The organism is Pseudomonas sp. B21-009 (genome assembly GCF_024749345.1).
Classification (GTDB): domain Bacteria; phylum Pseudomonadota; class Gammaproteobacteria; order Pseudomonadales; family Pseudomonadaceae; genus Aquipseudomonas.
This window is the reverse complement of the sequence record NZ_CP087199.1, coordinates 1,496,357-1,522,329: the sequence shown is the minus strand read 5'-3', so window position 1 is coordinate 1,522,329 and position 25,973 is coordinate 1,496,357. Positions and strand designations below refer to the sequence as shown.

Annotated in this window: 24 protein-coding genes; 8 read left to right on the top strand and 16 right to left on the bottom strand. The window is 63.3% G+C overall.

Translation table 11 applies throughout. The features are described 5' to 3' along the window. Positions 1-26: 26 nt before the first annotated feature. From LOY34_RS07030 to hrpA, 6 genes are all read right to left on the bottom strand, one after another. On the bottom strand, positions 27-1,151 hold the full coding sequence (locus LOY34_RS07030) for a GNAT family N-acetyltransferase (RefSeq protein ID WP_258664447.1): 1,125 nt from the start codon (positions 1,149-1,151) through the stop codon (positions 27-29). 84 nt (positions 1,152-1,235) lie between these two features. After that, on the bottom strand, positions 1,236-2,549 hold the full coding sequence (locus LOY34_RS07025; protein WP_045193409.1) for an OprO/OprP family phosphate-selective porin: 1,314 nt from the start codon (positions 2,547-2,549) through the stop codon (positions 1,236-1,238). Between the two features lie 198 nt (positions 2,550-2,747). Further along, on the bottom strand, positions 2,748-2,978 hold the full coding sequence (locus LOY34_RS07020; RefSeq protein ID WP_093386024.1) for an anti-sigma factor: 231 nt from the start codon (positions 2,976-2,978) through the stop codon (positions 2,748-2,750). After that, on the bottom strand, positions 2,972-3,583 hold the full coding sequence (locus LOY34_RS07015; RefSeq protein WP_045193411.1) for an RNA polymerase sigma factor: 612 nt from the start codon (positions 3,581-3,583) through the stop codon (positions 2,972-2,974). Before LOY34_RS07015 ends, LOY34_RS07020 begins: the two co-directional genes overlap by 7 nt. Before the next feature lie 111 nt (positions 3,584-3,694). Beyond that, a complete protein-coding gene (locus tag LOY34_RS07010; protein WP_195883324.1) occupies positions 3,695-4,816 on the bottom strand; it encodes a beta-ketoacyl-ACP synthase III in 1,122 nt (373 codons plus the stop codon). A gap of 205 nt (positions 4,817-5,021) precedes the next feature. After that, positions 5,022-8,927, bottom strand: coding sequence for an ATP-dependent RNA helicase HrpA (gene hrpA, locus LOY34_RS07005; protein WP_195883323.1), 3,906 nt, complete (start codon positions 8,925-8,927; stop codon positions 5,022-5,024). A 186-nt stretch (positions 8,928-9,113) separates the two neighbouring features. On the opposite strand from hrpA, the gene LOY34_RS07000 reads away from it, so the two are divergent. The 3 genes from LOY34_RS07000 (at position 9,114) to LOY34_RS06990 (ending at position 12,076) form a co-directional block, all read left to right on the top strand. Beyond that, positions 9,114-9,278: a hypothetical protein gene (locus LOY34_RS07000; RefSeq protein ID WP_195883322.1), complete on the top strand. Its 165-nt coding sequence runs from the start codon at positions 9,114-9,116 to the stop codon at positions 9,276-9,278. A gap of 96 nt (positions 9,279-9,374) precedes the next feature. Beyond that, complete coding sequence (locus tag LOY34_RS06995) at positions 9,375-10,739, top strand: glutamine synthetase family protein (protein WP_195883321.1); 1,365 nt, start codon at positions 9,375-9,377, stop codon at positions 10,737-10,739. A 29-nt stretch (positions 10,740-10,768) separates the two neighbouring features. Next, a complete protein-coding gene (locus LOY34_RS06990) occupies positions 10,769-12,076 on the top strand; it encodes an FAD-binding oxidoreductase (RefSeq protein WP_045193415.1) in 1,308 nt (435 codons plus the stop codon). A gap of 84 nt (positions 12,077-12,160) precedes the next feature. Here LOY34_RS06990 and fadD1 read toward each other — a convergent pair whose 3' ends face one another. Both fadD1 and fadD2 read right to left on the bottom strand, forming a co-directional pair. Beyond that, positions 12,161-13,858: a long-chain-fatty-acid--CoA ligase FadD1 gene (fadD1, locus tag LOY34_RS06985; protein WP_093386044.1), complete on the bottom strand. Its 1,698-nt coding sequence runs from the start codon at positions 13,856-13,858 to the stop codon at positions 12,161-12,163. A gap of 296 nt (positions 13,859-14,154) precedes the next feature. Then, entirely contained in the window at positions 14,155-15,843 is a 1,689-nt protein-coding gene (fadD2, locus tag LOY34_RS06980; protein WP_195883320.1) for a long-chain-fatty-acid--CoA ligase FadD2, read from the bottom strand. A 209-nt stretch (positions 15,844-16,052) separates the two neighbouring features. On the opposite strand from fadD2, the gene LOY34_RS06975 reads away from it, so the two are divergent. Together LOY34_RS06975 and LOY34_RS06970 are read left to right on the top strand one after the other, a co-directional pair. After that, positions 16,053-16,997, top strand: coding sequence for an alpha/beta hydrolase (locus LOY34_RS06975; RefSeq protein ID WP_045193418.1), 945 nt, complete (start codon positions 16,053-16,055; stop codon positions 16,995-16,997). 34 nt (positions 16,998-17,031) lie between these two features. Continuing rightward, positions 17,032-17,502: a MaoC family dehydratase gene (locus LOY34_RS06970; protein WP_045187560.1), complete on the top strand. Its 471-nt coding sequence runs from the start codon at positions 17,032-17,034 to the stop codon at positions 17,500-17,502. Between the two features lie 3 nt (positions 17,503-17,505). On the opposite strand, the gene LOY34_RS06965 is transcribed toward LOY34_RS06970, so the two are convergent. From LOY34_RS06965 to LOY34_RS06930, 8 genes are all read right to left on the bottom strand, one after another. Further along, positions 17,506-18,741 carry an RNA polymerase sigma factor gene (locus tag LOY34_RS06965; RefSeq protein WP_093386051.1) on the bottom strand — a complete coding sequence of 412 codons (1,236 nt, stop codon included), beginning with the start codon at positions 18,739-18,741 and terminating at the stop codon, positions 17,506-17,508. Then, positions 18,741-19,232, bottom strand: coding sequence for an SRPBCC family protein (locus LOY34_RS06960; protein ID WP_045193421.1), 492 nt, complete (start codon positions 19,230-19,232; stop codon positions 18,741-18,743). The genes LOY34_RS06965 and LOY34_RS06960 overlap by 1 nt, the downstream gene beginning before the upstream one ends. Positions 19,233-19,251: 19 nt before the next feature. Continuing rightward, positions 19,252-19,596, bottom strand: coding sequence for a YciI family protein (locus LOY34_RS06955; protein ID WP_045193422.1), 345 nt, complete (start codon positions 19,594-19,596; stop codon positions 19,252-19,254). 86 nt (positions 19,597-19,682) lie between these two features. Next, positions 19,683-20,117 carry a nuclear transport factor 2 family protein gene (locus LOY34_RS06950; protein WP_045193423.1) on the bottom strand — a complete coding sequence of 145 codons (435 nt, stop codon included), beginning with the start codon at positions 20,115-20,117 and terminating at the stop codon, positions 19,683-19,685. Positions 20,118-20,432: 315 nt separating this feature from the next. Next, positions 20,433-21,092 (bottom strand): LysE family translocator, encoded by a 660-nt coding sequence (locus LOY34_RS06945; RefSeq protein WP_195885915.1) that lies wholly within the window; start codon positions 21,090-21,092, stop codon positions 20,433-20,435. A gap of 81 nt (positions 21,093-21,173) precedes the next feature. Beyond that, on the bottom strand, positions 21,174-21,506 hold the full coding sequence (locus LOY34_RS06940) for a type II toxin-antitoxin system HicB family antitoxin (RefSeq protein ID WP_195885914.1): 333 nt from the start codon (positions 21,504-21,506) through the stop codon (positions 21,174-21,176). After that, complete coding sequence (locus tag LOY34_RS06935) at positions 21,503-21,817, bottom strand: type II toxin-antitoxin system HicA family toxin (RefSeq protein ID WP_230090930.1); 315 nt, start codon at positions 21,815-21,817, stop codon at positions 21,503-21,505. The genes LOY34_RS06940 and LOY34_RS06935 overlap by 4 nt, the downstream gene beginning before the upstream one ends. Beyond that, a complete protein-coding gene (locus tag LOY34_RS06930) occupies positions 21,814-22,770 on the bottom strand; it encodes a threonine dehydratase (protein ID WP_195885913.1) in 957 nt (318 codons plus the stop codon). Before LOY34_RS06930 ends, LOY34_RS06935 begins: the two co-directional genes overlap by 4 nt. Before the next feature lie 87 nt (positions 22,771-22,857). Here LOY34_RS06930 and LOY34_RS06925 point away from each other — a divergent pair, with 87 nt between their 5' ends. The 3 genes from LOY34_RS06925 (at position 22,858) to ada (ending at position 25,968) form a co-directional block, all read left to right on the top strand. After that, a complete protein-coding gene (locus LOY34_RS06925) occupies positions 22,858-24,201 on the top strand; it encodes a PLP-dependent aminotransferase family protein (protein ID WP_258664442.1) in 1,344 nt (447 codons plus the stop codon). After that, positions 24,201-24,830 (top strand): DNA-3-methyladenine glycosylase, encoded by a 630-nt coding sequence (locus LOY34_RS06920; protein ID WP_093386074.1) that lies wholly within the window; start codon positions 24,201-24,203, stop codon positions 24,828-24,830. The genes LOY34_RS06925 and LOY34_RS06920 overlap by 1 nt, the downstream gene beginning before the upstream one ends. A 76-nt stretch (positions 24,831-24,906) precedes the next feature. Further along, positions 24,907-25,968: a bifunctional DNA-binding transcriptional regulator/O6-methylguanine-DNA methyltransferase Ada gene (ada, locus tag LOY34_RS06915; protein ID WP_258664440.1), complete on the top strand. Its 1,062-nt coding sequence runs from the start codon at positions 24,907-24,909 to the stop codon at positions 25,966-25,968. The last annotated feature ends 5 nt before the right edge of the window (positions 25,969-25,973 follow it).

Here is a 25,973-nt window from a genome sequence, read left to right as displayed (position 1 = left end):
CCTCGACTTGACCCGCGATGAGGCCCTCAACTTTGCCGATAAGGCAACGCCAAACGCGCTTCCTGGGCATAAGCCAACACCCCTGCCCGCTCCTGCTCAAGGAACTCCTCCACCGCCCGGCGCAAGCCCGGGTGCAGCAGATAGTGCCAGGAACGAGTGATCACCGGCTCAAAGCCGCGAATCAACTTGTGCTCGCCCTGCGCACCGGCATCAAAGCGCTGCAAACCCTCGGCAATCGCCCAATCCATGCCCTGGTAGAAACAGGTCTCGAAGTGCAGCCGGTCGAACTCGTCCAGGCAGCCCCAATAACGGCCATACAGGCTGTCGCCACCGACCAGGCTGAAGGCCATGGCCACATCACGCCCGCCCTGGCGCGCCATCACCACGCGTATTGACTCAGGCATACGCTCGGCCAGCAGGCTGAAGAATTCCCGGGTCAGATACGGCGCACGGCGGCGTACGGCATAGGTATTGGCATAACAGGCGAATACGAAATCCCACTGCGCCTCACTCAGCGCTTCGCCGCGAAACCAGCGAAACTCGATACCCTGCCCCGCCACCTGCTCGCGCTCCTTGCGCATTTGCTTGCGCTTGCGTGAACTCAAGGTATCGAGAAAATCCTGGAAGTCGCGGTAGCCCTGGTTACGCCAGTGAAACTGGCATCCCAGGCGCTCCATCCAGCCGTCACGCTCGCGCATCAGCGCATCCGCCTGCGCATCGGTGAAGTTGATATGGGCGCCGGACATCCCCTGCTCGAACAGTTCATCGGTCAGTTGATCCACCAACTCGGCCGCCGCATGCGGGTCGCCCAGCAGCCGTGGGCCGGTCACCGGCGAGAACGGCACGGCACACAGCAGCTTGGGATAGTAGGCAATACCCGCCCGCTCACAGGCATCGGCCCAGCCGTGGTCGAACACGTACTCGCCGAATGAATGGGTTTTCACGTAGGCCGGCAAGGCCGCTCGCAGTTGCCCGGCGCTGTCGGTCAGCAACTGGTGCGCGGGGCTCCAGCCGGTGTGGCGGCTGACACTGCCGCTGTCCTCCAGGCTGCACAGGAATGCATGGCTCAGGAACGGCTGGTCCCCCGGCACCAGGGCGTCCCAGGTGGCAGGCGTGAGTTCGGCTAGGTGTTGCAGGATGAGCTTGGGCATTGGCGCAGTCTGCCTCGTCGCGCAGACGAAAAAAAGCCCCGCGCAAGCGGGGCTGAAGATCTAACGGATGAGGAGCGGTGTTGCTTAGAACACGTATTGCGCGCGCATTACGAAACCGTCGCCGCTGTCGTCGCCGGCAGCGTTCTGGGCGTTGTCGACCTTGGCCTTGACGTACACGCCGCTGAGTTTGATCGACTCGTTGGCATACCAGTTCAGGCCGACGTTGTGGACCTTGCCTTCGACATCATCGATGTTGGCAAAGGCGCCGTTGTCGTCATCGACGCTCAGGTGGTCATAGCGGTAGAACACTTCCCAGGCACCGATCTGCTTGTTCGAAGGCTTGATGCTGTCGAACTTGCCGAGCTTGTAGCCACGGGCTTCACCGGTGATGGTGTAAGCCAGCTGGCCGTAGTAGCCGTCTGCCTTGATGTCGGAGAACGAGGCGCTGTCGGCCTGGACGTCACGCTTGACGTATTCGCCCTGTACCGAAAACGGGCCCATGGCCCATGCCGCTTCCAGGCCCCAGGCCTTGTCGGTGTCGTAGGCACCGGCCGGGGTGTTGTTGGCGCCGCCCAGGGTCAGGCGGTTGCCGTTGCTGCCGGCATCCTGGCCACCGTCGGTGCTGACGCCGCGCATGCCCAGACGGCTGCGGATACGACCATCGAAGGCGGTGTCGGAGAGGTCACGCTGGGCGTAGTTGATACCGAAGTGCAGGACATTGCCGGCTTCGTGCATCGGCGCGAAGACGCCGCGCAGGTTGAACTGCTTGGTGCTGTCGCCGTCCTTGTCCTGGTTGGTGGCGTCCTTGGCGAAGGCACCGACCGAGCCGTACAGCGAGTCACCGACAGTACCCGAAGCCTGGATACCCAGGCCGCCGTTGTGGGCGTTGGTCCAGTCGACAAGGTCATAGGCGGCAGTACGTTCCTGCGCGGTCACCCACTTGGAGCTGGTGGCTTTTTCCAGGCCGAACTCGGGGTCGAAACGACCGACCTTGATCGATACCGGGCTGAAGCCGTTGTAGGCCAGGGACGCTTCATCGAAGTAGCCGTCTTCGGAACGGTTGTCACCGCCGGAGTTGTGCGAGAAGTCGTAGGCGATCTGGTAGGCCCAGTCCTTGTACATCACGCCGCCCAGTTCCAGGTAGGCGCGGCGGAAGTAACCGGCGTCGGCGGTATTGCCGTTGTTGGTGTAGAAACCGTCGAAACGGCTGTAGTCAGCCTGGATCCGACCGCCCAGCTTGAAGCTGAATTCCTTGTCGGTGGTAGCGACCTCGAGGCCACCCTTGGTCTTGACTACGATATCGGCGCCGTCGGTGGTCACGGTACCCGCGAAAGCCTGGGCGGTAACGGCCATGGCCAAGGCGCTGGCTACGAAACCTGCGAAGTGCTTACGGATCATCGAAGAAGCTCCCCTACTTTATGGTCTTGATAATGTTGGAAAAACACGCGGCTCAGGCCACTTGTGCTGGGGAGGAATCTTGGCGGGGGTGTATGTCAGATCAGTGGCTTTTAGATAAATGTTTTGTGACAGGGGAACTTTTTTACTTCGAAATGAAATAAGCCGGAAAGCTCCGTTGCAGAGCCTCCCGAGCCGGATTCAGGAGTTTTTCAGCTCCCGCGCCAGACGCTCGGCCAGTGCCTCGCTGTCGCCCGCCGGTTGTTCCGGCAAAGCCCGTACCGTGGCCTGGGCCACGCGCATCTGCTTGAGAAAGCGCCGACAATGGCGACAGAACAACAGGTGCTGACGGACCATCAGGCGCTCGCCCAGGGTCAGTTGTCCATCCAGGTAGTCGCTGGAGCGGGCGACGAGTTCCTTGCAGCTCAGCATTGACCGGTTTCCTCGAAATGTTCCAGGGTGGCGAAGACCTTCAGGCGCGCGCGGTGCAGCAATACGCGGACATTGGAGAGGGAAATCTCGAGAAGATTACAGATCTGCTCGAGCTCCAGGCCCTGGCGCTCGCGTAGCACCAGCACACTGCATTGCAGTTCCGACAGGCTGAGCAAGGTGTGCTCCAGGCACTCACGCATCTGCTCGCGGCTGAGCAGGGCTTCAGGGGTGTCCTCATGCCAGGCCGAAGGCCCTTGCAGCCAGTGGCCGTCGGTAGCAAAGCGCTCATCGCCAATGGTGCCATGCGGGCCTGGCAAGTCATCGAGAAGCACTTCGCGGCGATTTTGCTTGTAGCGGGTCTTGGCCGCGTTGGCGGTAATGGTCAGCAGCCAGGTTTTCAGGCTCGAGCGCTGCTCGAACCCCTTGAGGTTGCGCACCACCGCCAGCCAGGCGTCCTGTACCGCTTCGTCGGCATGCCGGCTGCCGACAATCGCATAGGCCACTGCGCGCATGGCGCCCTGATAGCTGTCGACCAGTTCCTTGAACGCCTGTTGCTCACCCTTGAGCAGCCGCTCCAGCAAGCGGGTTTGTTGTTCAGCAGTCATCGCCATCCATCCATCGTTCTGCGGGTAGAGTCCGATTAGGCGGATTTGTTACAGCCAACGCTATCAGTGAAGTGTCGCAACAACGTGGGACACTTCACCGGTAGTTGCAGCTCAACGCTTGCGCAGGATCACGCTACCGATCGAATAGCCGGCCCCGAACGAGCTGAGCACGCCCAGGGCGCCCTGCGGCAGGTCGTCCTGATGCTTGTGCAGGGCGATTACCGAGCCTGCCGAGCTGGTGTTGGCGTAGCTGTCGAGGATTACCGGTGCCTCTTCTTCGAGGGCGTCACGACCAAGCAGTTTCTTCACGATCAGGTGGTTCATGCTCAGGTTGGCCTGGTGCAGCCAGAAGCGCTTGACGTCGCTGACATTGAGGTTGTTCTCGGTCAGGTGCTGGCCGATCAGCTCGGCGACCATCGGGCAGACCTCGCGGAACACCTTGCGGCCTTCCTGGACGAACAGCTTGTCGGGGGCGCCAATGCCCTCTTCGGCTGCGCGGTTGAGGAAGCCGAAGTTGTTGCGGATGTTGTTCGAGAACTGGGTCAGCAGTTTGGTGCTGACGATGTCGAACTGGTGCCTGGAGGTGGCCAGGTCGGCGCGCTCCACCAACACGGCAGTGGCGGCATCACCAAAGATGAAATGGCTATCGCGGTCACGGAAGTTCAGGTGGCCGGTGCAGATTTCCGGGCTGATCACCAGCACTGCGCGGGCCTGGCCCAACTGTACGCTGTTGCAGGCAGTCTGAATGCCGAAGGTGGCCGACGAGCAGGCTACGTTCATGTCGAAACCAAAGCCGTTGATGCCCAGCGCCTGCTGCACTTCGATGGCAATCGCCGGGTACGGGCGCTGCAGGTTGGAACAGGCAACGATCACCGCATCGACGTCGGCGGCAGTACGCCCGGCGCGTTGCAGGGCCTGCTCGGCGGCGGCCACGGCCATCTGGCAGAGGATCGACGGTTCGTCGTTGGAGCGCTCGGGCAGGCGCGGCTTCATGCGCTGCGGATCGAGGATGCCGTCCTTGTCCATGACGAAGCGGCTCTTGATACCCGAGGCTTTTTCGATGAAGGCGGCGCTGGACTCGGCCAGGGCCTGGACTTCACCGCGCTCGATGGCGGCGGCGTTGTCGCGATTGAACTGCTGCACGTAGGTATTGAAGGACTCCACCAGCTCTTCGTTGGAAATGCTGTTGGCCGGGGTGTACAGGCCGGTGCCGCTGATGACGACGTTATGCACGGTCGTTCCTCTGTTCGGGGCCATTGCCAGCCCGGCAACGGCCTGTTCGGTCGGTTTGAGTTGGCACCAAAGTACCAACTTTGACTGGCAATGCCCCCAGCTTGCGGGCCACTGCGCAGTGCTGCATGCGTGAGCCGCGCAGGCCCGGCAGGTTTTTCCGGGATGCGCGGCGTATATCGGTCAAGTGTGCCACAACTGCAGGGGTTTAGGCTTCCACCTGACTCCACTGCTTGCTCAGTCGTTTGTCGGAAACCGGGACCTTGGTGCCCAACTGCTGGGCGAACAACGACACCCGGTATTCCTCCAGCCACCAGCGGTACAGCTGCAGCTGCTCGTCGCGCTTGCCTTCCTGCAGGTGCTTGTCCAGGCGGGTCTGGTACTGGCTCCAGAGGTTGCCCAGCTCGCCGCTCCAGACCCGGTCCTTCTGCACCTGGGCGCCAAGCTTCTCAAGACGCAACTCGATCGCCTTGAGGTAGCGCGGCAGCTCCTTGAGCCACAGCCCCGGGGTTTCGCGGACAAAGCCGGGGTAGACCAGGTTGCCCAGTTGCTGCTTGATGTCGTTGAGGGCCACGGCCTGGGCCAGGTCGATCTTGCCCTTGAAGCGCTTTTGCAGGCCATGCCAGAGCTTGAGGACTTCCAGGGTCAGGCGAGCCAGACGCTCGGCGTGCTCGGCCCAGCTGCCGCGCTTGCGCTCGGCCAGCGAGGCCAGGCCGGCGCCATCGCGTGGCAGCGTGGCCTCGCCTTCAAGGATGCAACTGTCGAGGCTGGCCAGCAGAATGTCCTCGACCAGCGCCTCGACCCGACCCAGCTCGCGGTACAGCAAGCCCAGCTCGGTCAGCCCCGGCAGCTTGCCGCGCAAAAACTTGGCCGGCTCCGCCAGTTGTTGCAGCAGCAGGCGCTGCAAGGCTCGGCGGTGCTGGAACTCGGCTTCAGCCTGGGTCGAGAAGCGCCCTTCCTTGACCGTGCCGTTTTCTTCCACCAGCGCCGGATAGACCGTCATCGACAGCCCGGCAAACTTTTGTTGCGCAGTCTCGGCCACCTGGGTGAAGGCCTTGGCCTGCACCGGCTGCTGGCTTTGCGCGGTTTGCGGGACCGCCAGCGCGGCCTGGCTGGCCGCGGCAAAGCGCGCGGTCAGCTCGGCCAGGTCACGGCCTTCACCGAGGAACTTGCCCTGGCCATCGACCACTTCCAGGTTCATCTTCAGGTGGCTGTCGACCTGGGCCGCAGCTTCGGCCCAGGCTTCGTCGCTGACCCGCGCACCGGTCATGCGCAGCAACTCGCGGCCAAGCGCCTGGGGCAACGAACCTTCAGCGAAGCTCATGCGCTGCAGGGCGGCCTTGACGAAGTCCGGCACCGGCACGAAATTCTTGCGCAAGGCCTTGGGCAGGTTGCGCACCAGGGCGATGCACTTGGCTTCCAGCAGGCCCGGCACCAGCCACTCCAGGCGTTCGCCCGGCAGGCTCGGCAACAGCGGCGCCGGCACCCGCACGGTAACGCCGTCGCGCGGATGGTTTGGCTCGAAGTGGTAACTCAGGGCCAGGCTCAGATCGCCCAGGCGCAGGGTGTCCGGGTACTGCGCGGCGGTGACCTCACTGGCCTCGCGGGCCAGCACGTCTTCCTCGCGCATGATCAGCAACTGCGGGTCTTTCTGGCTATTGACCCGGTACCAGCTGTCGAAGGTTGCGGTCTGGTGGATCTCGGCCGGCAGCCGCGCCTCATAGAAGCCGTACAGGGTTTCTTCATCGGCGAGGATGTCGCGCCGGCGGGCCTTGGCTTCCAGCTCGTCGAGTTGCTCAAGCAAGCGCCGGTTGGCGGTCAGGCACCTGGCCTTGGACTGGATCTCGCCGCCGACCAGGGCCTCGCGGATAAACAGCTCGCGGGACATTACCGGGTCGACCGGGCCGTAATGCACCGGCCGCCGGCCAACCACGATCAGGCCATAGAGGGTGACCTGCTCGAAGGCCACCACCTGGCCGCGCTTCTTCTCCCAGTGCGGTTCGAAGTGGTTTTTCTTGATCAGGTGCCCGGCCAGCGGCTCGATCCAGTCCGAATCGATCTTGGCCACCATGCGCGCATAGAGCTTGGTGGTTTCCACCAGCTCGGCGGTCATCAACCATTGCGGACGCTTCTTGCCCAGGCCGGACGAGGGGTGCACCCAGAAGCGCCGTTGGCGGGCGCCGAGGTAGTCACCGTCTTCGCTCTTCTGGCCGATCTGGCTGAGCAGACCGCAGAGGATCGCCTTGTGCAGGCGCGGGTAGTCGGCAGGCTCTTTATTGATGCTCAACTGCAGGTCGCGGCAGATCAGGCTGAGCTGACGGTGAGCATCGCGCCATTCGCGCAGGCGCAGGTAGTTGAGGAAATTCTTCCGGCACCAGTTGCGCAGCGGGCTGGCGGTCAGGGCCTGGCGTTGCTCTTCAAAGCCACGCCACAGGTTGACCAGCGCGGCGAAGTCGGAGTCGGCGTCTTTCCATTGCGCATGGGCCTGGTCCGCCGCTTGCTGGCGCTCCGGCGGCCGCTCGCGCGGGTCTTGCACCGACAGCGCACTGGCGACGATCAACAGCTCATTGAGGCTGCCCTGCTTGGCGCCTTCGAGCAGCATGCGGCCCAGCCGCGGGTCCACCGGCAGGCGCGCCAACTGGCGGCCCAGGGGCGTGAGCTGGTTCTCGCGGTTGACCGCCGAGAGCTCCTGCAACAGGTTGAAGCCGTCGCTGATGGCCTTGCCGTCCGGCGGCTCGATGAACGGGAAGGCGTCAATATCGCCCAGGCGCAGATGCAGCATCTGCAGGATGACTGCCGCCAGGTTGGTACGCAGGATCTCAGGGTCGGTAAAGGCCGGCCGCGCATTGAAGTCTTCTTCGCTGTACAGGCGCACGCAGATGCCCGGCTCGACCCGCCCGCAGCGGCCCTTGCGCTGGTTGGCGCTGGCCTGGGACACCGCTTCGATCGGCAGGCGCTGAACTTTGGCCCGGTAGCTGTAGCGGCTGATGCGCGCGGTGCCGCTATCGATCACATAGCGGATGCCCGGGACCGTCAGCGAGGTTTCGGCAACGTTGGTGGCCAGCACCACGCGCCGCCCCGGATGGGACTGGAAAATCTTCTGCTGCTCGGCCGGCGACAGGCGCGCGTACAGCGGCAGGATTTCGGTGTGGCGCAACTGCGCCTTGCGCAGCATCTCGGCAGCGTCGCGAATCTCGCGCTCGCCGGGCAGGAACACCAGCACATCGCCCGGGCCCTTGCCCTGGCTGCGCTCAAAGGCGGCAATCTCGTCGAGGGTGGCGAGGATCGCCTGGTCGACGGTGAGGTCGTCCTCGACGCGGTTGCCCTCCTCGTCCTGCTCGCGGGTTACCGGCCGGTACCAGGTTTCCACCGGGTAGGTGCGGCCCGACACCTCGATGATCGGCGCATCGTTGAAATGCTTGGAGAAGCGCTCAAGGTCGATGGTCGCCGAGGTGATGATGACCTTGAGATCGGGGCGACGCGGCAGCAGGGTCTTGAGGTAACCGAGCAGAAAATCGATGTTAAGGCTGCGCTCGTGGGCTTCGTCGACAATGATGGTGTCGTAGCGCTCGAGAAAACGGTCGTGCTGGGTTTCGGCCAGCAGGATACCGTCGGTCATCAGCTTGACCAGGGTATTGGCATCGCTCTGGTCTTCGAAGCGCACCTGGTAGCCGACCAGCGCCCCCAGCGGCGTGCCCAGCTCTTCGGCAACCCGGGTGGCAACGCTGCGCGCGGCAATCCGTCGTGGCTGGGTATGGGCGATCAGGCCGTGCTGGCCGCGGCCCAGTTCCAGGCAGATCTTCGGCAGCTGGGTGGTTTTTCCCGAGCCGGTTTCGCCGGCGATGATCAGCACCTGATGCTCGGCCAGAACCTTCTTGATCTCGTCACGCTTGGCTGCAATCGGCAGGCTGTCGTCGTAACGGATGCTCGGCACGCTGGCCTTGCGCGCGGTGACCTGGGCGCAGGAGGCCTGGACCTTGTCGACCCATTGCGCAAGCCTGGCCTCATCCGGGCGCTTGCGCAGCTCGTGCAACTGCCGGCGCAGACGGTGGCGCTCGGCAATCATGGCGTGGTCGAGGTTTTTCAGCAGTTGATCAATCGCGTGGTCAGTCATGGGGGCTTTTTAGTCGTGCAGGTGAGCCTGCTTTTGCATGATCGGCTTTTCAAGGGCTGCGATTGTCGCAGATTTGCCGACGCTCGGCACGGTTGCGGGCGGGCGGACGATTGTTTAGCCGCGGCTTATCTGAAGTTACCCAAAGGCTGATTTAATGAACCTTCCCCGGCATGGGAGTATCCAGGCATGACTTCGTCTACCGGTTTGCCCCGCCTGCTGCTGCGCCCTTCGTTCCCGAAGGTGCGGGCGCGCTGCGGGGAAAATCCGCTGGTACACATCATTCTCGCCTTCTGGGCTTTGTGGCACTGCCGCCATGCCCGCCCGCCGGACGCCCGCCTCGCTCTGCAGTGAACCGTGCGGCCAGCTTCTGGCCGACCTTCCTTGTCAATGACTGGCGCCTGTCCGGCTGCACAGTCCTGTGCGCCTGAGGGCGCGAGCGAGCACACCATGCACTTTGCCCCTATCGAGCAGGCCCGAACGTTCCTGTCTGAAAACCCCGATATCGAGATGATCGAGCTGTTCATCCTCGACGCCAACGGCGTGCCACGCGGCAAGCTGCTGCACCGCGAAGAGCTGCTGGCGGTGTACGAAAGCGGGCGGCCATTGCCCAGCACCATCCTCGGTTTGACCCTCAACGGCGACGATGTGGAAAACTCAGGCCTGGTCTGGGATGTCGGCGATATCGATTGCCGCGCCTACCCGCTGGAAAACAGCCTGGTGCGCCTGCCGTGGCGGCAGATTCCCACCGCTGCAGTACAAGTCAGCATGCACCCCAGCGAAGGCCTGCCGGCGACTGTCGCCGACCCGCGCCACCTGCTGGTCAAGGTCATCGATGCGCTCAAGGCCGACGGTTACTACCCGGTGATGGCCTGCGAGCTGGAGTTCTATCTGCTCGACCAGCAACGTGACAGCCACGGCCGCCCGCAACCGGCCCTGGACCGCGACGGCGGGCGCCCGCGTGGCACTCAGGTCTACGGCCTGCGTGAGCTGGAGCAGATCGAGCCGTTTCTCGCCGACCTCTACGCGGCCTGCAAGGCCCAGGGCATTCCTGCGCGCACGGCGATTTCCGAGTACGCCCCGGGCCAGGTGGAAATCACCCTCGAGCATGGCGATGCGCTGCTGGCCATGGACCAGGCGGTGCGCTACAAGCGCCTGGTCAAGGGCGTGGCGCACAAGCACGGGATGCAGGCCTGCTTCATGGCCAAGCCGTTCGATCACCTGGCCGGCACTGGCATGCACATGCACGTGAGCCTGGCCGATGCCCAGGGCAACAACCTCTACGCCAGCGAAGACAAAGCCGGTACACCGCTGCTGCGCCAATCGGTGGCCGGCATGCTCACGCTGCTGCTCGATTCGCTGCTGCTGTTCTGCCCCAACGCCAACTCCTACCGCCGCTTCCAGGCCAACAGCTATGCGCCGCTGGCGCCGACCTGGGGCGTCGACAACCGTACCGTCAGCCTGCGCGTGCCCGGCGGCCCGGCCAACAGCCGGCACATCGAGCACCGCATCTGCGGCGCCGATGCCAACCCTTACCTGGCCGCAGCAGCGATTCTCGCCAGCCTGCATCACGGCATCCGCCAGCAACTCGACCCGGGCGCGCCGGTCGAGGGCAATGGCTACGCCCAGGCCAGCGAACTGCTGCCCACCGACTGGCTGACCTCGCTGACTGCGCTTGAGCGCTCGAACTGGGCTCGCGAAGCCCTGGGCGCCGAGTTCCTCGGCGTGTACCTGGCGGTCAAGCGCGCCGAGTACCGCCAGTTCATGGCCGAAGTCGGCGAACAGGACTGGCGCTGGTACCTGAGCCAGGCCTGACCCTTTATTTTTGCACCAAGGATTTTGTTATGAATGCAGCCGTAAACGCCGGCCCTGCCCAACGCAGCGCCTCGTACTACACCGCCAGCCTCAACGACACCACCCAGTACCCGACCCTCAAGGGCACGGTGAAAGTCGACGTGGCAATCATTGGCGGCGGCTTTACCGGGGTGGCCAGCGCCGTGGAGCTGGCCGAGCGCGGCCTGAAAGTCGCCATCGTTGAAACCAACCGCATCGGCTGGGGCGCCAGCGGGCGCAACGGCGGCCAGGTCACCGGCAGCCTCTCGGGCGATGAAGCGATGCGCAAACAGATGCGCGACAAGCTCGGCGATGACGTCGATGATTTTATCTGGCACCTGCGCTGGCGCGGCCACCAGATCATCGAGCAAAGGGTCGAGCGCTACGGCATCGACTGCGACCTCAAGCGCGGCCACCTGCACGCGGCGATGAAAGACTCGCACATGGGCGAACTGCGCGCCTTCGCCGCCGAGGCCGAGCGCCGCGGCATGGGCGACCAGGTCGAGCTGCTGGGCCAGAACGCCATGCGCGAACACCTGCAAAGCCCGCTGTACCTCGGCGCCTTGAAGAACCGGCGCAACCTGCACCTGCACCCGCTCAACCTGTGCCTGGGCGAAGCCCGCGCCGCACACAGCCTGGGCGCACTGATCTTCGAGAACTCCGAAGTGCTGGACATCATCCATGGCGAGCAGCCGGCGGTGGTGACGGCCCACGGCCGGGTCGAGGCCAAGCAGATTCTGTTGGCCGGCGACGTCTATCACAAACTGGAAAAACGCCAGCTCAAGGGCAAGATCTTCCCGGCCATGGGCGGTATCGTCACCACCGCGCCGCTCGGTGAGCTGGCCGCGCAGATCAACCCGCAGGATCTTGCGGTGTACGACTGCCGCTTCGTCCTCGACTATTACCGGCTGACCGCCGATGGTCGCCTGCTGTTCGGTGGTGGCGCCAACTATTCCGGGCGCGATTCACGGGATATCGCCGGCGAACTGCGGCCGTGCATCGAGCGCACCTTTCCGGCGCTCAAGGGCGTGCCGATCGAGTTCCAGTGGAGTTGCGCGATGGGTATCGTGGTCAACCGCATTCCGCAGCTGGGCAAGCTCTCGGACAACGTCTGGTACTGCCAGGGCTATTCCGGGCACGGCATCGCCACCAGCCATATCATGGGCGAGATCATGGCCGAAGCACTGACCGGGACGCTGGAGAAATTCGATACCTTTGCCGGCTGCAAACACATCAAGGTGCCAATGGGCGATGTGCTGGGCAATCCGTTGCTGGCGGCGGGGATGTGGTATTACCAGATGCTTGAAAAACTGCGCTGAAAGCATCGCTGGCAAGCCAGCTCCCACAGGATCGATGGTGGGAGCTGGCTTGCCAGCGATCGAGCGCGAAGCGCTCGCCTTGACTCAGGCGATCTTCTTCAGGCCCAGCTTCTTCAGTTCTTCATCACGCAGTTCACGGCGCAGGATCTTGCCGACGTTGGTGGTCGGCAGCGCATCGCGGAACTCGATGAAACGCGGCACCTTGTAGCCGGTGACGTTTGCACGCATGTGCTCCATCACCTGCTCCTTGGTCACGGTCATGCCCGGCTTGACCACGATGAAGATCTTGATCACTTCACCGGATTTTTCATCCGGCACACCGATGGCCGCGCACTGCAGCACGCCTGGCAACGCCGCCAGCACGTCCTCAAGCTCATTCGGATAGACGTTGAAACCGGAGACCAGGATCATGTCTTTCTTGCGATCGACGATGCGCATGTAGCCGTCGGTCTGGATCAGGGCGATGTCACCGGTCTTCAGCCAGCCGTCACTGTCGAGGATCTCGTTGGTGGCGTCTTCGCGCTGCCAGTAGCCCTTCATTACCTGCGGCCCTTTCACGCACAGCTCGCCGACTTCGCCCAGGGCCAGTTCAACACCGGCGTCGTCGATGATCTTGCACAGGGTCGAGGGCACCGGAATGCCGATGGTGCCGATCTGGTTCTGCTCGGCCGGGTTGACCGCCGCCACCGGGCTGGTCTCGGTCATGCCGTAACCTTCGCAGATGGCGCAGCCGGTGATTGCCTTCCAGCGCTCGGCGACGCTCATCTGCAGGGCCATGCCGCCCGACAGGGTGATCTTCAGGCCAGAGAAATCCAGCTTGCGGAAATTCTCGTTGTTGCACAGGGCCACGAACAAGGTATTGAGGCCGACAAAGCCGCTGAACTTCCACTTGCCCAGTTCCTTGACCATCGCCGGCAAGTCGCGCGGGTTGCTGATCAGGATGTTGTGGCTGCCGATCAGCATCATTGCCATGCAATGAAAGGTGAAGGCATAGATGTGATACAGCGGCAACGGCGTGATCAGGATCTCGCAACCTTCATTGAGGTCCGAGCCCATCAGCGCCCGGCATTGCAGCATGTTGGCCACTAGGTTGCGGTGGGTCAGCATCGCGCCCTTGGCCACCCCGGTAGTGCCACCGGTGTACTGCAATACGGCGACGTCATGGCGGTCTGGATTGGCTTCCTGAAAGGTCTGGCCACGGCCCTTGCTCAAGGCGTCGTTGAACTTGACCGCCTTGGGCAGGTTGTACGCCGGGACCATTTTCTTCACGTACTTGATCACGCTGTTGATCAACAGGCGTTTAACCGGTGGCAAGAGGTCGGCCACTTCGGTGACAATAACGTGTTTGACCTGGGTCTTGGGCACTACCTTTTCGGCCAGGTGCGCCATGTTTGCCAGGCAGACCAGCGCCTTGGCGCCGGAATCATTGAATTGGTGTTCCAATTCCCGCGCGGTATACAACGGGTTGGTGTTGACCACGATCAGGCCCGCACGCAGGGCACCGAACACGGCAACGGGGTATTGCAGAACGTTGGGCAGCTGCACGGCAATACGATCACCCGGCTGCAGGTCGGTATGCTGTTGCAGGTAAGCGGCAAACGCCCCCGACAACTCATACAACTCGCCGTATGTAATGGTTTTGCCCAGGTTGCTAAAGGCCGGTTTATCGGCAAAGCGCTGGCAAGACTGCTTCAATACCGCCTGAATATTCGGATACTCATCAGGATTGATTTGCGAGGCAATCCCGGCTGGGTACTTATCCTTCCAAAAGTTTTCGATCATGGAAGCCCACTCCTCCAGCAACAGCGAATTCTTCACCGCAGTCGATGCGATTATTATTGATATAAGATTACGGTTTATTGCAAACCTGATAATCAGAAGCGGGCCGAGAGTAGCAGCTTTGCCAAGGGCCGCCTAGAGCTAAAGTAGCCCAGACAGTCACGGAAATGACTCTTGATAATCACGTAGTCATTTTTAGAGTAAAAATTCTAAAGATTCAAGTTTCAAGCCACAAGCTACAAGCTGGCCGGGCTTGCAGCTTGCAGCTTGTAGCTTGTAGCTTGTAGCTTCCAGTTCCCTCAGGCTATATCCCGAAGCTCCCTGCGCAGAATCTTGCCCACTGCCGTCATCGGCAGCGACTCGCGCAAGACAATATGCTTGGGCACCTTGTAGCCGGTGAAGTTGGCCTTGCAGTAAGCCTTCAGCTCTTCAAGGCTTACCCCGCCCTCGCGCGGCACCACGAACAGCTTCACCGCCTCGCCCGAACGCTCGTCGGGGATGCCGATCACCGCGCAACTGGCCACTTGCGGATGGCTCATCACCACTTCCTCGATCTCGTTGGGGTACACGTTGAAGCCCGAGACGATGATCATGTCCTTCTTGCGGTCGACGATGCGGGTAAAGCCGTCCGGATCGATCACGGCAATGTCGCCGGTCTTGAACCAGCCTTCGCTGTCCAGCGCCTCGGCCGTCGCCTCGGGGTGCTGCCAGTAACCCTTCATCACTTGCGGGCCCTTGATGCACAACTCGCCGCGCTCGCCGAAGGGCTGCTCGACACCCGCATCGTCAATCACCTTGAACGCCGTGCCCGGCACCGGAATGCCCACGGTGCCCAGGCGTGCCAGCTGGCCGTAAGGGTTGGTGCTGGCTACCGGCGAGGTCTCGGTCAGGCCGTAGCCTTCGACAATGCGGCAACCGGTGATGCTCTCCCAGCGCTCGGCGGTGGCGCTGACCAATGCGGTACCGCCGGAGTTGGTGACCTTCAGCGCCGAGAAGTCGAGGTTCTTGAACTCTGGGTGGTTCATCAGCGCGACGAACAGGGTGTTGAGCCCGAGCAGCCCGGAGAACTTCCACTTCTTCAGCTCTTTGACAAAGCCGGCGATGTCGCGCGGGTTGGTGATCAGCACGTTGTGGTTGCCGGTAACCATCATGCACATGCAGTTCGCGGTAAAGGCATAGATATGGTAGAGCGGCAGCGGCGCGATCATCACCTCCTGCCCGTCCTTGATCAGGCGCTGGCCATCGGCACCGTGCTGGGAGAAACACGCCAGCACCTGGAGCATGTTCGCCACCAGGTTGCCGTGGGTCAGCATCGCGCCCTTGGCCAGGCCCGTGGTGCCGCCGGTGTATTGCAGCACGGCGATGTCATCGAGGCCCAGCGCAACCGGCTTGAGCGCCAGGCCGCGGCCCTGGGCCAGGGCGCTCTTGAATGGCACCGCCTGGGGCAGGCGGTAGTCCGGGACCATCTTCTTGACCTTGCTGACGATGGTGTTGACCAGCCAGCCCTTGGCCGTCGGCAGCATGTCGCCCATCTTCGCCTCGATGAGGAACTCGATGCCGGTGTCGGGCAGCACCTCCTGCACCAGCTTGCCGAACATGTTCAGGTACACCAGCGCCCGGGCGCCGGAGTCCTTGAACTGGTGGCGCATTTCGCGGGCGGTGTACAGCGGGTTGGTGTTGACCACGATCAGGCCGGCGCGCAAGGCGCCGAACACCGCGATGGGGTACTGCAGCACGTTGGGCATCTGTACCGCGATGCGGTCGCCCGGCACCAGGTCGGTGTGCTGCTGCAGGTAAGCGGCAAAGGCCGCAGAATAGCGTTCGAGTTCGGCGTAGCTCAGGGTGACCCCGAGGTTGCTGAACGCCGGGCGGTCAGCAAACTTCTTGCAGGAGCGTTCGAATACTTCGACCACTGACTTGTAAGCATTTATGTCAATTTGCGAAGGAACCCCTGCCGGGCGCTTGTCATTCCAGAAATCAGCTTGCATCTATTATTGTCCTCATACCTGAGCCGATCCGGCCCCCTTGCCTGCTTGGCGAAGAAGGTGCTCTGCCGACGTTAGCAGGTATGTCGCAGGTGGCAAATACGCCAAGCGCTGTCATTAACATTGTGAATCTTATTGCTGATGACCCTGCGATCCTGTCCCTGGGTTATACACTGTGCTGACTTACCGAGTTGCGCGCACAAGGACCCGCCATGCACCACGACGCGTTCTGGCTCCCGGCCAGCGATCACTGCAGCCTCTACGTTTATCAATGGCTGCCGGCCTCGCCGATCAAGGCGGTGGTGCTGCTGGCCCACGGCATGGCCGAGCACGCCGGGCGCTACCAACGCCTGGGCGAGGCCCTGAGCAATGCCGGCTATGCCCTGCTCGCCCACGACCAGCGCGGCCATGGACGCACCGCCGAACTTGGCACTTTAGGCCTGTTCGCCCGACACAATGGCTGGAACAGCGTGGTCAACGACCTGGCCCTGCTCAGCCAGCACATCGGCCAGCAGTTTCCGGGCACCCCGGTGTTCCTGTTTGGCCACAGCATGGGCAGCTACATTGCCCAGGCCTACCTGATGCACCACGGCGCCAGCCTGCAGGGCGCGATTCTCAGCGGCTCGAACTTCCAACCGCCCGCGCTATACCGCACCGCCTGCCTGATCGCCCGCTTCGAAGCCTGGCGCCAGGGCCCGCTGGGCCATAGCGCGCTGATCGAGTGGCTGTCGTTCGGCTCGTTCAACAAGGCCTTCAAGCCCAACCGCACGGCGTTCGACTGGCTCAGCCGCGACAACGACGAAGTCGACAAGTATGCTGCCGACCCGTTGTGCGGTTTTCGCTGCAGCAACCGTTTGTGGATCGACTTGCTGATGGGCCTTGAGCAAATCAGCCAGCCACGCAACCTGACGCAGATCGATCCGAACCTGCCGATCCTGGTGATGGGCGGCGAATGTGATCCGGTCAGTGCCGGCAAGCGTCTCAAGGATCTGGCCGGTGCCTTGCGCCTGGCCGGCAATCAGCATGTGCAGTTGCAGCTCTACCCCCAGGCGCGGCATGAGCTGCTCAACGAAACCAACCGTGACGAGGTCACGGCCGCCATCATCGACTGGCTGGAGCAGGCCCTGGCCATTGGCCGCCCCGCCCGCAGCGAATGATCGGCCGACCCGCACGTCAGAAGGAAAGCCAAGCATGACCCAGGTCACCAACACCCCGTACGAAGCCCTTGAAGTCGGCCAGACCGCCAGCTTCAGCAAAACCGTCGAAGAACGTGACATCCAGCTGTTCGCGGCGATGTCCGGTGACCACAACCCGGTGCACCTGGATGCCGAGTTCGCCGCCAAGAGCATGTTCAAGGAGCGCATCGCCCACGGCATGTTCAGCGGTGCGCTGATCAGCGCCGCAGTGGCCTGCGAGCTGCCTGGCCCGGGCACCATTTACCTGGGCCAGACCATGAGCTTCCAGAAGCCGGTCAAGTTCGGCGACACCCTGACCGTGCGCCTGGAAATCCTCGAGAAACTGCCGAAGTTCAAGGTGCGCATCGCCACCCGTGTGTTCAACCAGAACGACGAACTGGTGGTCGATGGCGAGGCCGAGATCCTCGCCCCGCGCAAACAGCAGACCGTCGAGCTGGTCAGCCCGCCGCCTATCACCATCGGCTGATGCCTACAACTCGGCCAGGCGGCGCTCGATAAAGCGCCGCTCGGGGCCCTGACGGGTCAGCTCGAGGGCACTGCGATAGGCCTCGCGGGCGTGATCCAGGCGGCCCAACTGGCGGCACAGTTCGGCGCGGGCCGAATGGGCCAGGTGATAATCCTGCAACTGGCCACGGGCCAGAATTGCCTCCACTGCCGCCAGCCCCGCCTCGGCGCCATCGCGCCGGGCCAGAGCCGCTGCGCGGTTGAGCTCGATCACCGGTGACGGCCAGCGCTGCAGCAGCACATTGTACAAACCGACGATTTCATCCCAGTCCGTTGCCTCGGCACTGGCAGCTTCAGCGTGCACGGCCGCTATCGCTGCCTGCAGGCTATACACACCAAACTGCTGACTGCGCAGAGCTTGCTGCACCAACTGGCAACCTTCAGCTATAAATGCACGGTTCCACAGGCTGCGGTCTTGCTCATCAAGCAGTACCAACTCCCCCTCGGCGTCGCTGCGCGCCTGTTGCCGCGAGGCCTGCAAAAGCATCAAGGCCAACAGCCCGAGCACCTCCGGGTCAGGCAGCAGCTGCTGGAGCAAACGCCCCAGGCGGATCGCTTCATCGCTCAGGTCGTGGCGCATCAGGCTCTCACCCGACGACGCCGAGTAGCCCTCGTTGAACACCAGGTAGATCACCCGCAATACGCTATCAAGGCGCTCCGGCAGCTCGGCCAGCGACGGCACCTGGTACGGTATGCGCGCATCGCGGATCTTGGCCTTGGCCCGCACGATGCGCTGGGCGATGGTCGCCGGGCTCTGCAAAAAGGCGCGGGCGATTTCTTCGGTGGTCAGGTCACAGACTTCACGCAAGGTCAGCGGCACCTGGGCATCGGCGGCCAGCGCCGGGTGACAACAGGTGAAGATCAGGCGCAGGCGGTCGTCCTCCAGTTCTTCGTCATTCACCTGAACCTCCTCTTGCGCCTCCAGCGCCTGCATCAACTGCACCTGGGAACGGTCGAAGCGCGCACGCCGGCGCAGGCTGTCGATGGCCTTGAAGCGCCCGGTAGACACCAGCCAGGCCCGCGGGCTTGCCGGAATGCCGTCGCGTTGCCAGCGCTCCACGGCAATGAAAAACGCCTCGTGCATGGCCTCTTCGGCCAGATCGAAGTCGCCCAACAAGCGAATCAGCGTCGCCAGGATGCGCCGCGACTCCTGACGGTAGACGGCCTCCAGTTGCGCCCGTACCTGTGCCAGCGCTGCCATCAGTCGGGCATCTGCGTGGTCACCAGCGCCACCAGGCGATCCAGGCTCTCACCCCAGCCCCGGTGAAAGCCCATCTCTTCATGGGCCTGGCAATCAGCGGCACTCCAGTGCCAGGCGCGGGCGGTGTACTGGGTCTTGCCGTGGACGTCGTCAAAGGTCACCACGGCGGTCATGAACGCCTTGTTCGACGGCACCCAACCCGGACCGAAGGCATCGGTGAAGACGATCCGCGCCGGCGGCACGATCTCCAGAAACACGCCCTGGTTCGGGTATTCGCTGCCGTCCGGGGCACGCATCACCGTACGAAACAAGCCGCCCACCCACAGCTGCATTTCGCATTCCGGCGTGGTCATGCCGTTGGGCCCCCACCACTGGGCCAGTAGTTGTGGCTCGGTCCAGGCGCGAAACACCTTGCGCCGCGGCGCATCGATCAGGCGCGTCAACGACAACTCATGCTGCGCCTTGGGCGGCTCGGGGTGTAAAAGGCTCATCGTGTTGTGCTCCTCGGGTTCAGGGTTGCAAGTCGCGCACCGGCCGCACCTCGACACTGCCGACTCGCGCTGCGGGAATGCCCTTGGCAATGTTCAACGCCTCATTGAGGTCGCGGGCATCGACCAGATAGAAGCCGGCCAGTTGCTCCTTGGTTTCGGCGAACGGGCCGTCGGTCAGGCTCATCTGCCCGCCGCGTACACGCACGGTGGTCGCGGTCTGCACCGGCTTGAGCGCCTCGGCGGCGAGCATCCGGCCGCTGCCCTGGACCGACTCGGCATAGGCCATGCACTCGGCGTCGGCCGGGCTTTCAGGCAGGCTGTGCAGCAGACTTTCATCACAGTAGACCAGGCACAGGTATTTCATCGTCGTCTCCACCGCTGGGGATACTATGGCGGCAGTTCGCTCCGCCTTGAAAAGCGCGATTCGGCATAACTTTCGGGGTTTTCAGCTCAAGGCTTGAGCGAGAACAGCGCGGCACCGGATTCCATGTCGAACGGTGCCGACCAATGCTCATGAATCACCTTCCACTGCCCGTCGATGCGCTGGTAGCCAACGGTCGCGCGCATATAGCAGCCTTGATCCTCACCGCCTTCGCTGCTGGCCGGACCACAGCGGTTGAGCCAATGGGCCAGGGCCAGTTCCGGCGTGGCGTGGATCTGCAGTTGCTCGATTTCGAAGATCATCTCGCCGGGGCAGTGATCCATGCAGGCCTGCCAGTGGGCGCGATAGGCGGCCTTGCCCTGGAACTGCAATTGCTGGATGGCATCGAAGGCGCGAATGTTCTCGGCGTAAGGCGCGGTAATGGCCTCGACATCGCGCGCGCGTACGGCGGGAAGCCACTGCTCGATGAGTTGGCGGATTTCGTTCTCGGCGGCACTGTTCATGGTCGTGTCCTCTGTGCGATAGGGCGCCGGATGACTCGGCGCGTTCACAGATGGTCGAATGGCAGTGGTTGAAATCGACAGGCTAGGGAAATGGATAACCCAGCAACCTCAATTTCGGGTCCAAAAAAAGAGCCCCTTGCGGAGCTCTTGGCGTTACTGCGCAAGAAAACTGTCGCCGGAGCGCTTGGCGCGTTTGGCGGCGTGTTTTTCCTTGGCGGTTTTCAGTGGCTTTTTCTTCGTCATCTTTTTTGCATCCAGACCTTTCATCGAAGATCCTCCTGCCTGACGGCACCTGCGCACCGGTGTCCCGAATCATTATAGACCCGGGGTAGCCGCAGGCACGGCAAGGATGAACTCGCGGTAACCGGAAAGGATCACGTAGCCAGCAAAGTAACAGAAGATGCCCGCCGACAGCAGGTACGACCAGGTCAGCAGGCGGTCACCCAGCAGGCGTCCGCCATGACTGGCAATACCGCACAACGACAGGCACCAGATCAGCCCGGCGGCAAAAAAACCGCTAAGAAACAGCCCGGCCTCAAGCAGGCTGCCGCCCCCTGAACGGGAAATCAGCACCCCGCCGACCGCGGCAAACCAGAGGATGGCGCTGGGCGAGGACATGGCCAGGAAGATCCCGCGCAGGAACTCGCGCCAGCCCGATTCGATCACCACTGCGCCGGGGGTCTGCAGATGGGTGTTGCCGCGCAGCGCCGCCAGCAGCATCTTGATGGCAAACCATACCAGCAACACCGAGCCGCCCAGCCACAGCACCCAGCGCACCGTTTCAAATTGCAGCAGCACGGTCATCCCGGCCAGCGCCGCAATGGCATACAACAGGTCACCGACACAGGTACCCAGCCCCAGCCAGAAACCCTGCAAAAAACCCCGCTGCATGGCCAGGGTGATCATGGCGATATTGGCAATGCCGATATCCAGGCACAGCGACAAACTCAGCAGAAATCCGTTTGAAAAAGGCATCGACGTTCCGTAACCGCGGTTGATGGCAGGCGCTATTAAAACGGTTTTCTGCTGGGCTGTATTGGAAGAAATTGCCTTTGTTCAGGCCTGTGCTGCGCGTTCAAAAACTTCATCGGCCCATTGGTTGAGGCTCTTGCCTGCCGATTGAGCGGCGATGGTCGCCGCAGCATGGACTTCTGGCCTGATACGCAGCATGACCTTGCCGGAAGCGGGTTTTTCCGGCTTGACCCCACGCTCGGCGCAATCGGCCAGGTAGTCATCCAGGGCCAGGTGAAACGCCTCGTGCAACTGCCTGACGGCGCTGGCGTGAAAGCTGATGATGTCACGCACCCCCAGGACACGTCCGACGAAAATATCGTCCCGTGGGTCGTATTCGACTCGGGCGGTGTAGCCCTTGTAGTTCATAGTGTTCATGGTTGAACTCCTGCCCGTAGAAGAAACTCGCGGGCTTCTTCCACCTGATATCGCTTGGCCTCTTTGCCCGGGTGCGGCCGGTGACAGCGCCAGAGCTGACCACCCAGGATCAACTTGACCCTGGAACCCTCACGTTCCTGCACTTGCCCGCCCAGGTACAGCACCAGCGCCTCGATGTCGGTAAACACCAGGCTGGCGCTGGTCGGGGTGCGAAGACGCTGTCGAGGATCTTTCGATATCGATTGTTCATCGGAAAATGCTATCAAAATAAGATAGCACTTTTTCCAATGCTTCAATTCAGGATTTTTCAATCGCCCGCCAGCACCTGCGCATACCGCTGCCGGTCAATGTTCGCCCCGCTGAGGATCACCGCCACCTTGCGCCCCTGCTGGCGCTCGCGCTCCTGGATCAGTGCGGCAAGCCCGGCGGCGCCTGCGCCTTCGGCGGTGTTGTGGGTGTCTTCGTGGTAGATGCGCATGGCCCGGGCCACTTCTTCGTCGCTGACGCGCACGATGCGTGCGGCATGCTGGCGGATGATTTCAAAGGCTTCGGGCAACGGCATGCGGCAGGCCATGCCATCGGCGAAGGTGTTGGCCGTGGCGGTGGTGACGATGCGGCCCTGCTCCAGGCTCTGGGCAAAGGCGTCGGCGGCGCTGGACACCACGCCGACGATCTCGGTGCGCAGGCCCAGCAGGTTGCGCGCCTGGATCAACCCGCAGATGCCCGAGCCCATGCCGATCGGCACGTAGATGCAATCCAGCTCGCGTACGGCTTCCAGCAGCTCCAGCGCGTAGGTGGCGACGCCACGGATCAACTCGGGGTGAAACGGTGGCACGCTCTCGTAACCATGCAACTGGGCCAGGCGTGCGGCCTCTTCGCGGGCCTGGTCAAAGTCGGCGCCGTGCTCGATCAGTTGGGCGCCCAAAGCGCGCATCGCCGCGTTCTTTTCCAGCGAGTTGCCCTCGGGCACAACGATGATGATCGGCAGCCCGGCATTGCCCGCAGCCAGGGCCATGCTCTGGCCGTGGTTGCCACGGGTGGCGGTGACCAGGCCGCGCACCGCCGGCTTTTGTGCCCGCAGCCACTGCACATACATCAACCCGCCGCGCACCTTGAAGGCGCCGGTCGGGGCATGGTTTTCATGCTTGACCCAGACTTCGCAGCCCAGCCGCTCGGCCAGGCGCGGCCAGGCGTACTGAGGGGTGGCGGGTACGCTGGCATGAACCAGGCGGGCAGCTTCGCGCAGGGCTGGCAGGTCGAACATGGAACACCTCGGCAGGATCGGATTTGACCTGATCCTAGTCGCCGCGCATTGTATGGGTAAATTCCTATATTGCATGGCCAACAATAAATGTGGACCCCTACCCTCTGCGACGATGCCCAGCCGCGCTACCTGGCCCTGGTCGATGCTATAGCCATTGCCATCGAACGCGGCGAGCTGAAAGTCGGCGAACGCCTGCCGCCACAACGGCGCCTGGCCTGGAACCTGGGGCTCAACCCGAGCACCACCCAGCAGGCCTACCGTGAGGCGGCGGCACGCCATTTGGTTTCGGGTGAAGTCGGCCGTGGCACCTATGTGCTGGCCGGCAGCAAGGAGGCCACGCTGTTTCGCCTCAAGCAGCGCGACGTGCAATCGAGCCTGATCGACCTGTCGACCAACGTGCCGGTGATCGAGCCGGCCAACCGCGACAGCGAAAACACTTTGCAGGCGCTGCTTGAGCAGGGGCTGGCAGCTTGCCTGGATCACTACCTGAGCGCCGAAGAGTTGCTGCGCGCTCGCGTGCACGGCGCCGCCTGGCTGGCCAACCGCGGTTTGCAACTGAACGAGCGGCAATTGCTGCTGTGCGGCGGCGCCCAGCAGGGTTTGTTCACGGTGTTGCTGTCGCTGTGCCAGCCGGGTGAAACAGTGCTGGTCGAGGCCCTTACCGCCCCCGGCATCAAGGCCGCCTGCCGGCAATTGCGCCTGCCGTTGCATGGCATCGCCCTGGACGATCAGGGCATTGTTGCCGACGACCTCGACCGGGTCGCCAGGGCCACCGGCGCACGGGTCATGGTCCTGACCCCGAGCCTGCACAACCCAACGGGTGCGTGCATGAGCAGCGCCCGCCAGCAGGCGATTGCCGAGGTGGTCGCGCGCCATGACCTGCTGGTGATCGAAGATGATGTCTACGGCGCACTCACCGACCAACCACCGCTATGGCGAATGCTCGGTGAGCGCGGCCTGTTGATCAGCAGCCTGTCGAAAACTGTGGGCGCCGGCCTGCGCCTGGGCTGGATTGTGGCTGAGCCGCAAGTGTTGGAGCAGATCGACCCGCATGCTCAGGCCACTCACTGGCAGGTGTCGCCGCTGAACCTGCAGATCGCCTGCCGCTGGATCGCCGATGGCACCGCACAAAGGCGCCTGGCCTGGCAGCGCGAGGAAATCACCCAGCGCTGGCGCCTGGCGTGCAAGGTGCTCGGTGGCCACCTGCTTAACACCCGCCAGCCGTCGCCGCACATCTGGGTCAAGGCCGGGCTCAGCGCCGCGCGCTTGGCCGAGGCCTGCCGGACCCATGGCGTGGCGGTGGTGCCAGGCGAGGTGTTCGCGGTAAAACAGCATGAGCTGGCGGCAATCCGTATCAGCCTGTCGGCCGCTGGCAGCCGCGCCGAACTCAAGCAGGCGCTGGAACAAGTGGCCAAGGCACTGGAGGCCTGATGAGCACGCACGCGTTCTATACCGAGGCACAAACCTGCCTCGCCGCACTCGACCCACAGTGGGCTGCGCACATCGAGGCGATTGGCCCGTGCCTGCACCAGCCCAAACCCACCCGTGACCCGTATCAGGCACTGGTGCGGGCTATCGCCTATCAGCAACTGCATGCCAAGGCCGGCGATGCGATCCTCGCGCGCTTTCTGGCGCTCTACCCGGGCAGCGCCTTTCCCAGCCCCGAGCAGGTGCTGGCGACCACCCCGGAGCAATTGCGCGCCTGCGGCTTTTCAGCGAGCAAACTGGCAACCATCCAGGGCATCGCACGGGCGCGCCTCGACGGCCTGGTGCCGGACTATCAGCAGGCTCTGATGCTTGAAGACGAGGCACTGATCGAACGCCTGGTGAGCCTGCGTGGCGTGGGCCGCTGGACCGTCGAGATGTTGCTGATCTACACCCTGGAGCGCATGGACATCCTGCCGGCCGACGACTTCGGCGTGCGCGAGGGCTACCGCCGCTTGCAGGGCCTGCAAGGGCAACCGACACGCCGGCAGATGATCGACCTGGGCAAGCACTGGAGCCCCTACCGGACCGTGGCCGCCTGGTACCTGTGGCGAGTGCCGGCCACTCGAGTTTGAACGCAAGACCCGGAGTTTTTCCGCAGCGCCAAAGCCGTAGCCTGAACCCATCGATCAACGCCAGGAGGACCCCGTCATGAGTACAGGCAAACCACGGATCAGCGAATCCGACCCACGCTGGCAGGCCATCCTGGCCCGCGACCCGGCCGCTGACCAGGCCTTCGTCTATGCCGTGCGCACCACCGGCGTGTACTGCCGGGCGAGCAGTAGCTCGCGCCTGCCGCGCATCGACAACGTCGAATTTTTCGACAGCGCCGAACAGGCCGAAGCCGCCGGGTACCGGCCAAGCAAGCGCCGCGGCGCCGACCAGACCCACGTTGCCGAACAGCACCGGGCCCAGGTCACCCGCGCCTGCGCTTTGATCGAAAGTGCCGACCCGGCGCCGAGCCTGAACCAGCTGGCCGAGCAATTGAACCTGAGCCCGTTCCACTTTCACCGGGTGTTCAAGGCCGTGACCGGGCTGACGCCCAAGGCCTATGCCTCGGCCCACCGCGCGCACAAGGTACGCACGCAGTTGCAGCAATCGGCAACGGTCACCGATGCCCTGTACGAGGCCGGGTTCAATTCCAACAGCCGCTTCTACGAATCGAGCAACGCGCGCCTGGGCATGACCCCGGGGGCCTATCGCGACGGCGGTGCCAACACCGACATCCGCTTTGCCATCGGCCAGTGCTCCTTGGGGGCAATTCTGGTGGCGCAGAGTGAACGGGGGATTTGCGCAATACTGCTCGGTGACGATCCGCAGGCGCTGCTCAATGACCTGCAGGACAAATTCCCCAAGGCCAACCTGATCGGCGGCGACGCCGGGTTCGAAACCCTGGTGGCCAGGGTCGTGGGCTTTATCGAAGCGCCGGGCATCGGCCTGGACCTGCCGCTGGACCTGCGCGGCACGGCGTTCCAGGAGCGAGTCTGGCAGGCGCTGCGGGCGATCCCGGCTGGCAGTACAGCCAGTTATGCCGAGATCGCTCAGCGCATCGGCTCTCCCAGGGCGGTGCGCGCGGTGGCCCAGGCTTGCGCGGCCAATGCCCTGGCTGTGGCCATCCCGTGTCACCGGGTGGTGCGCAGCGACGGCAACCTCTCGGGTTACCGCTGGGGCGTGGAGCGCAAGCGTGAGCTGCTGGCGCGCGAGAGCCAGTGAGGCGG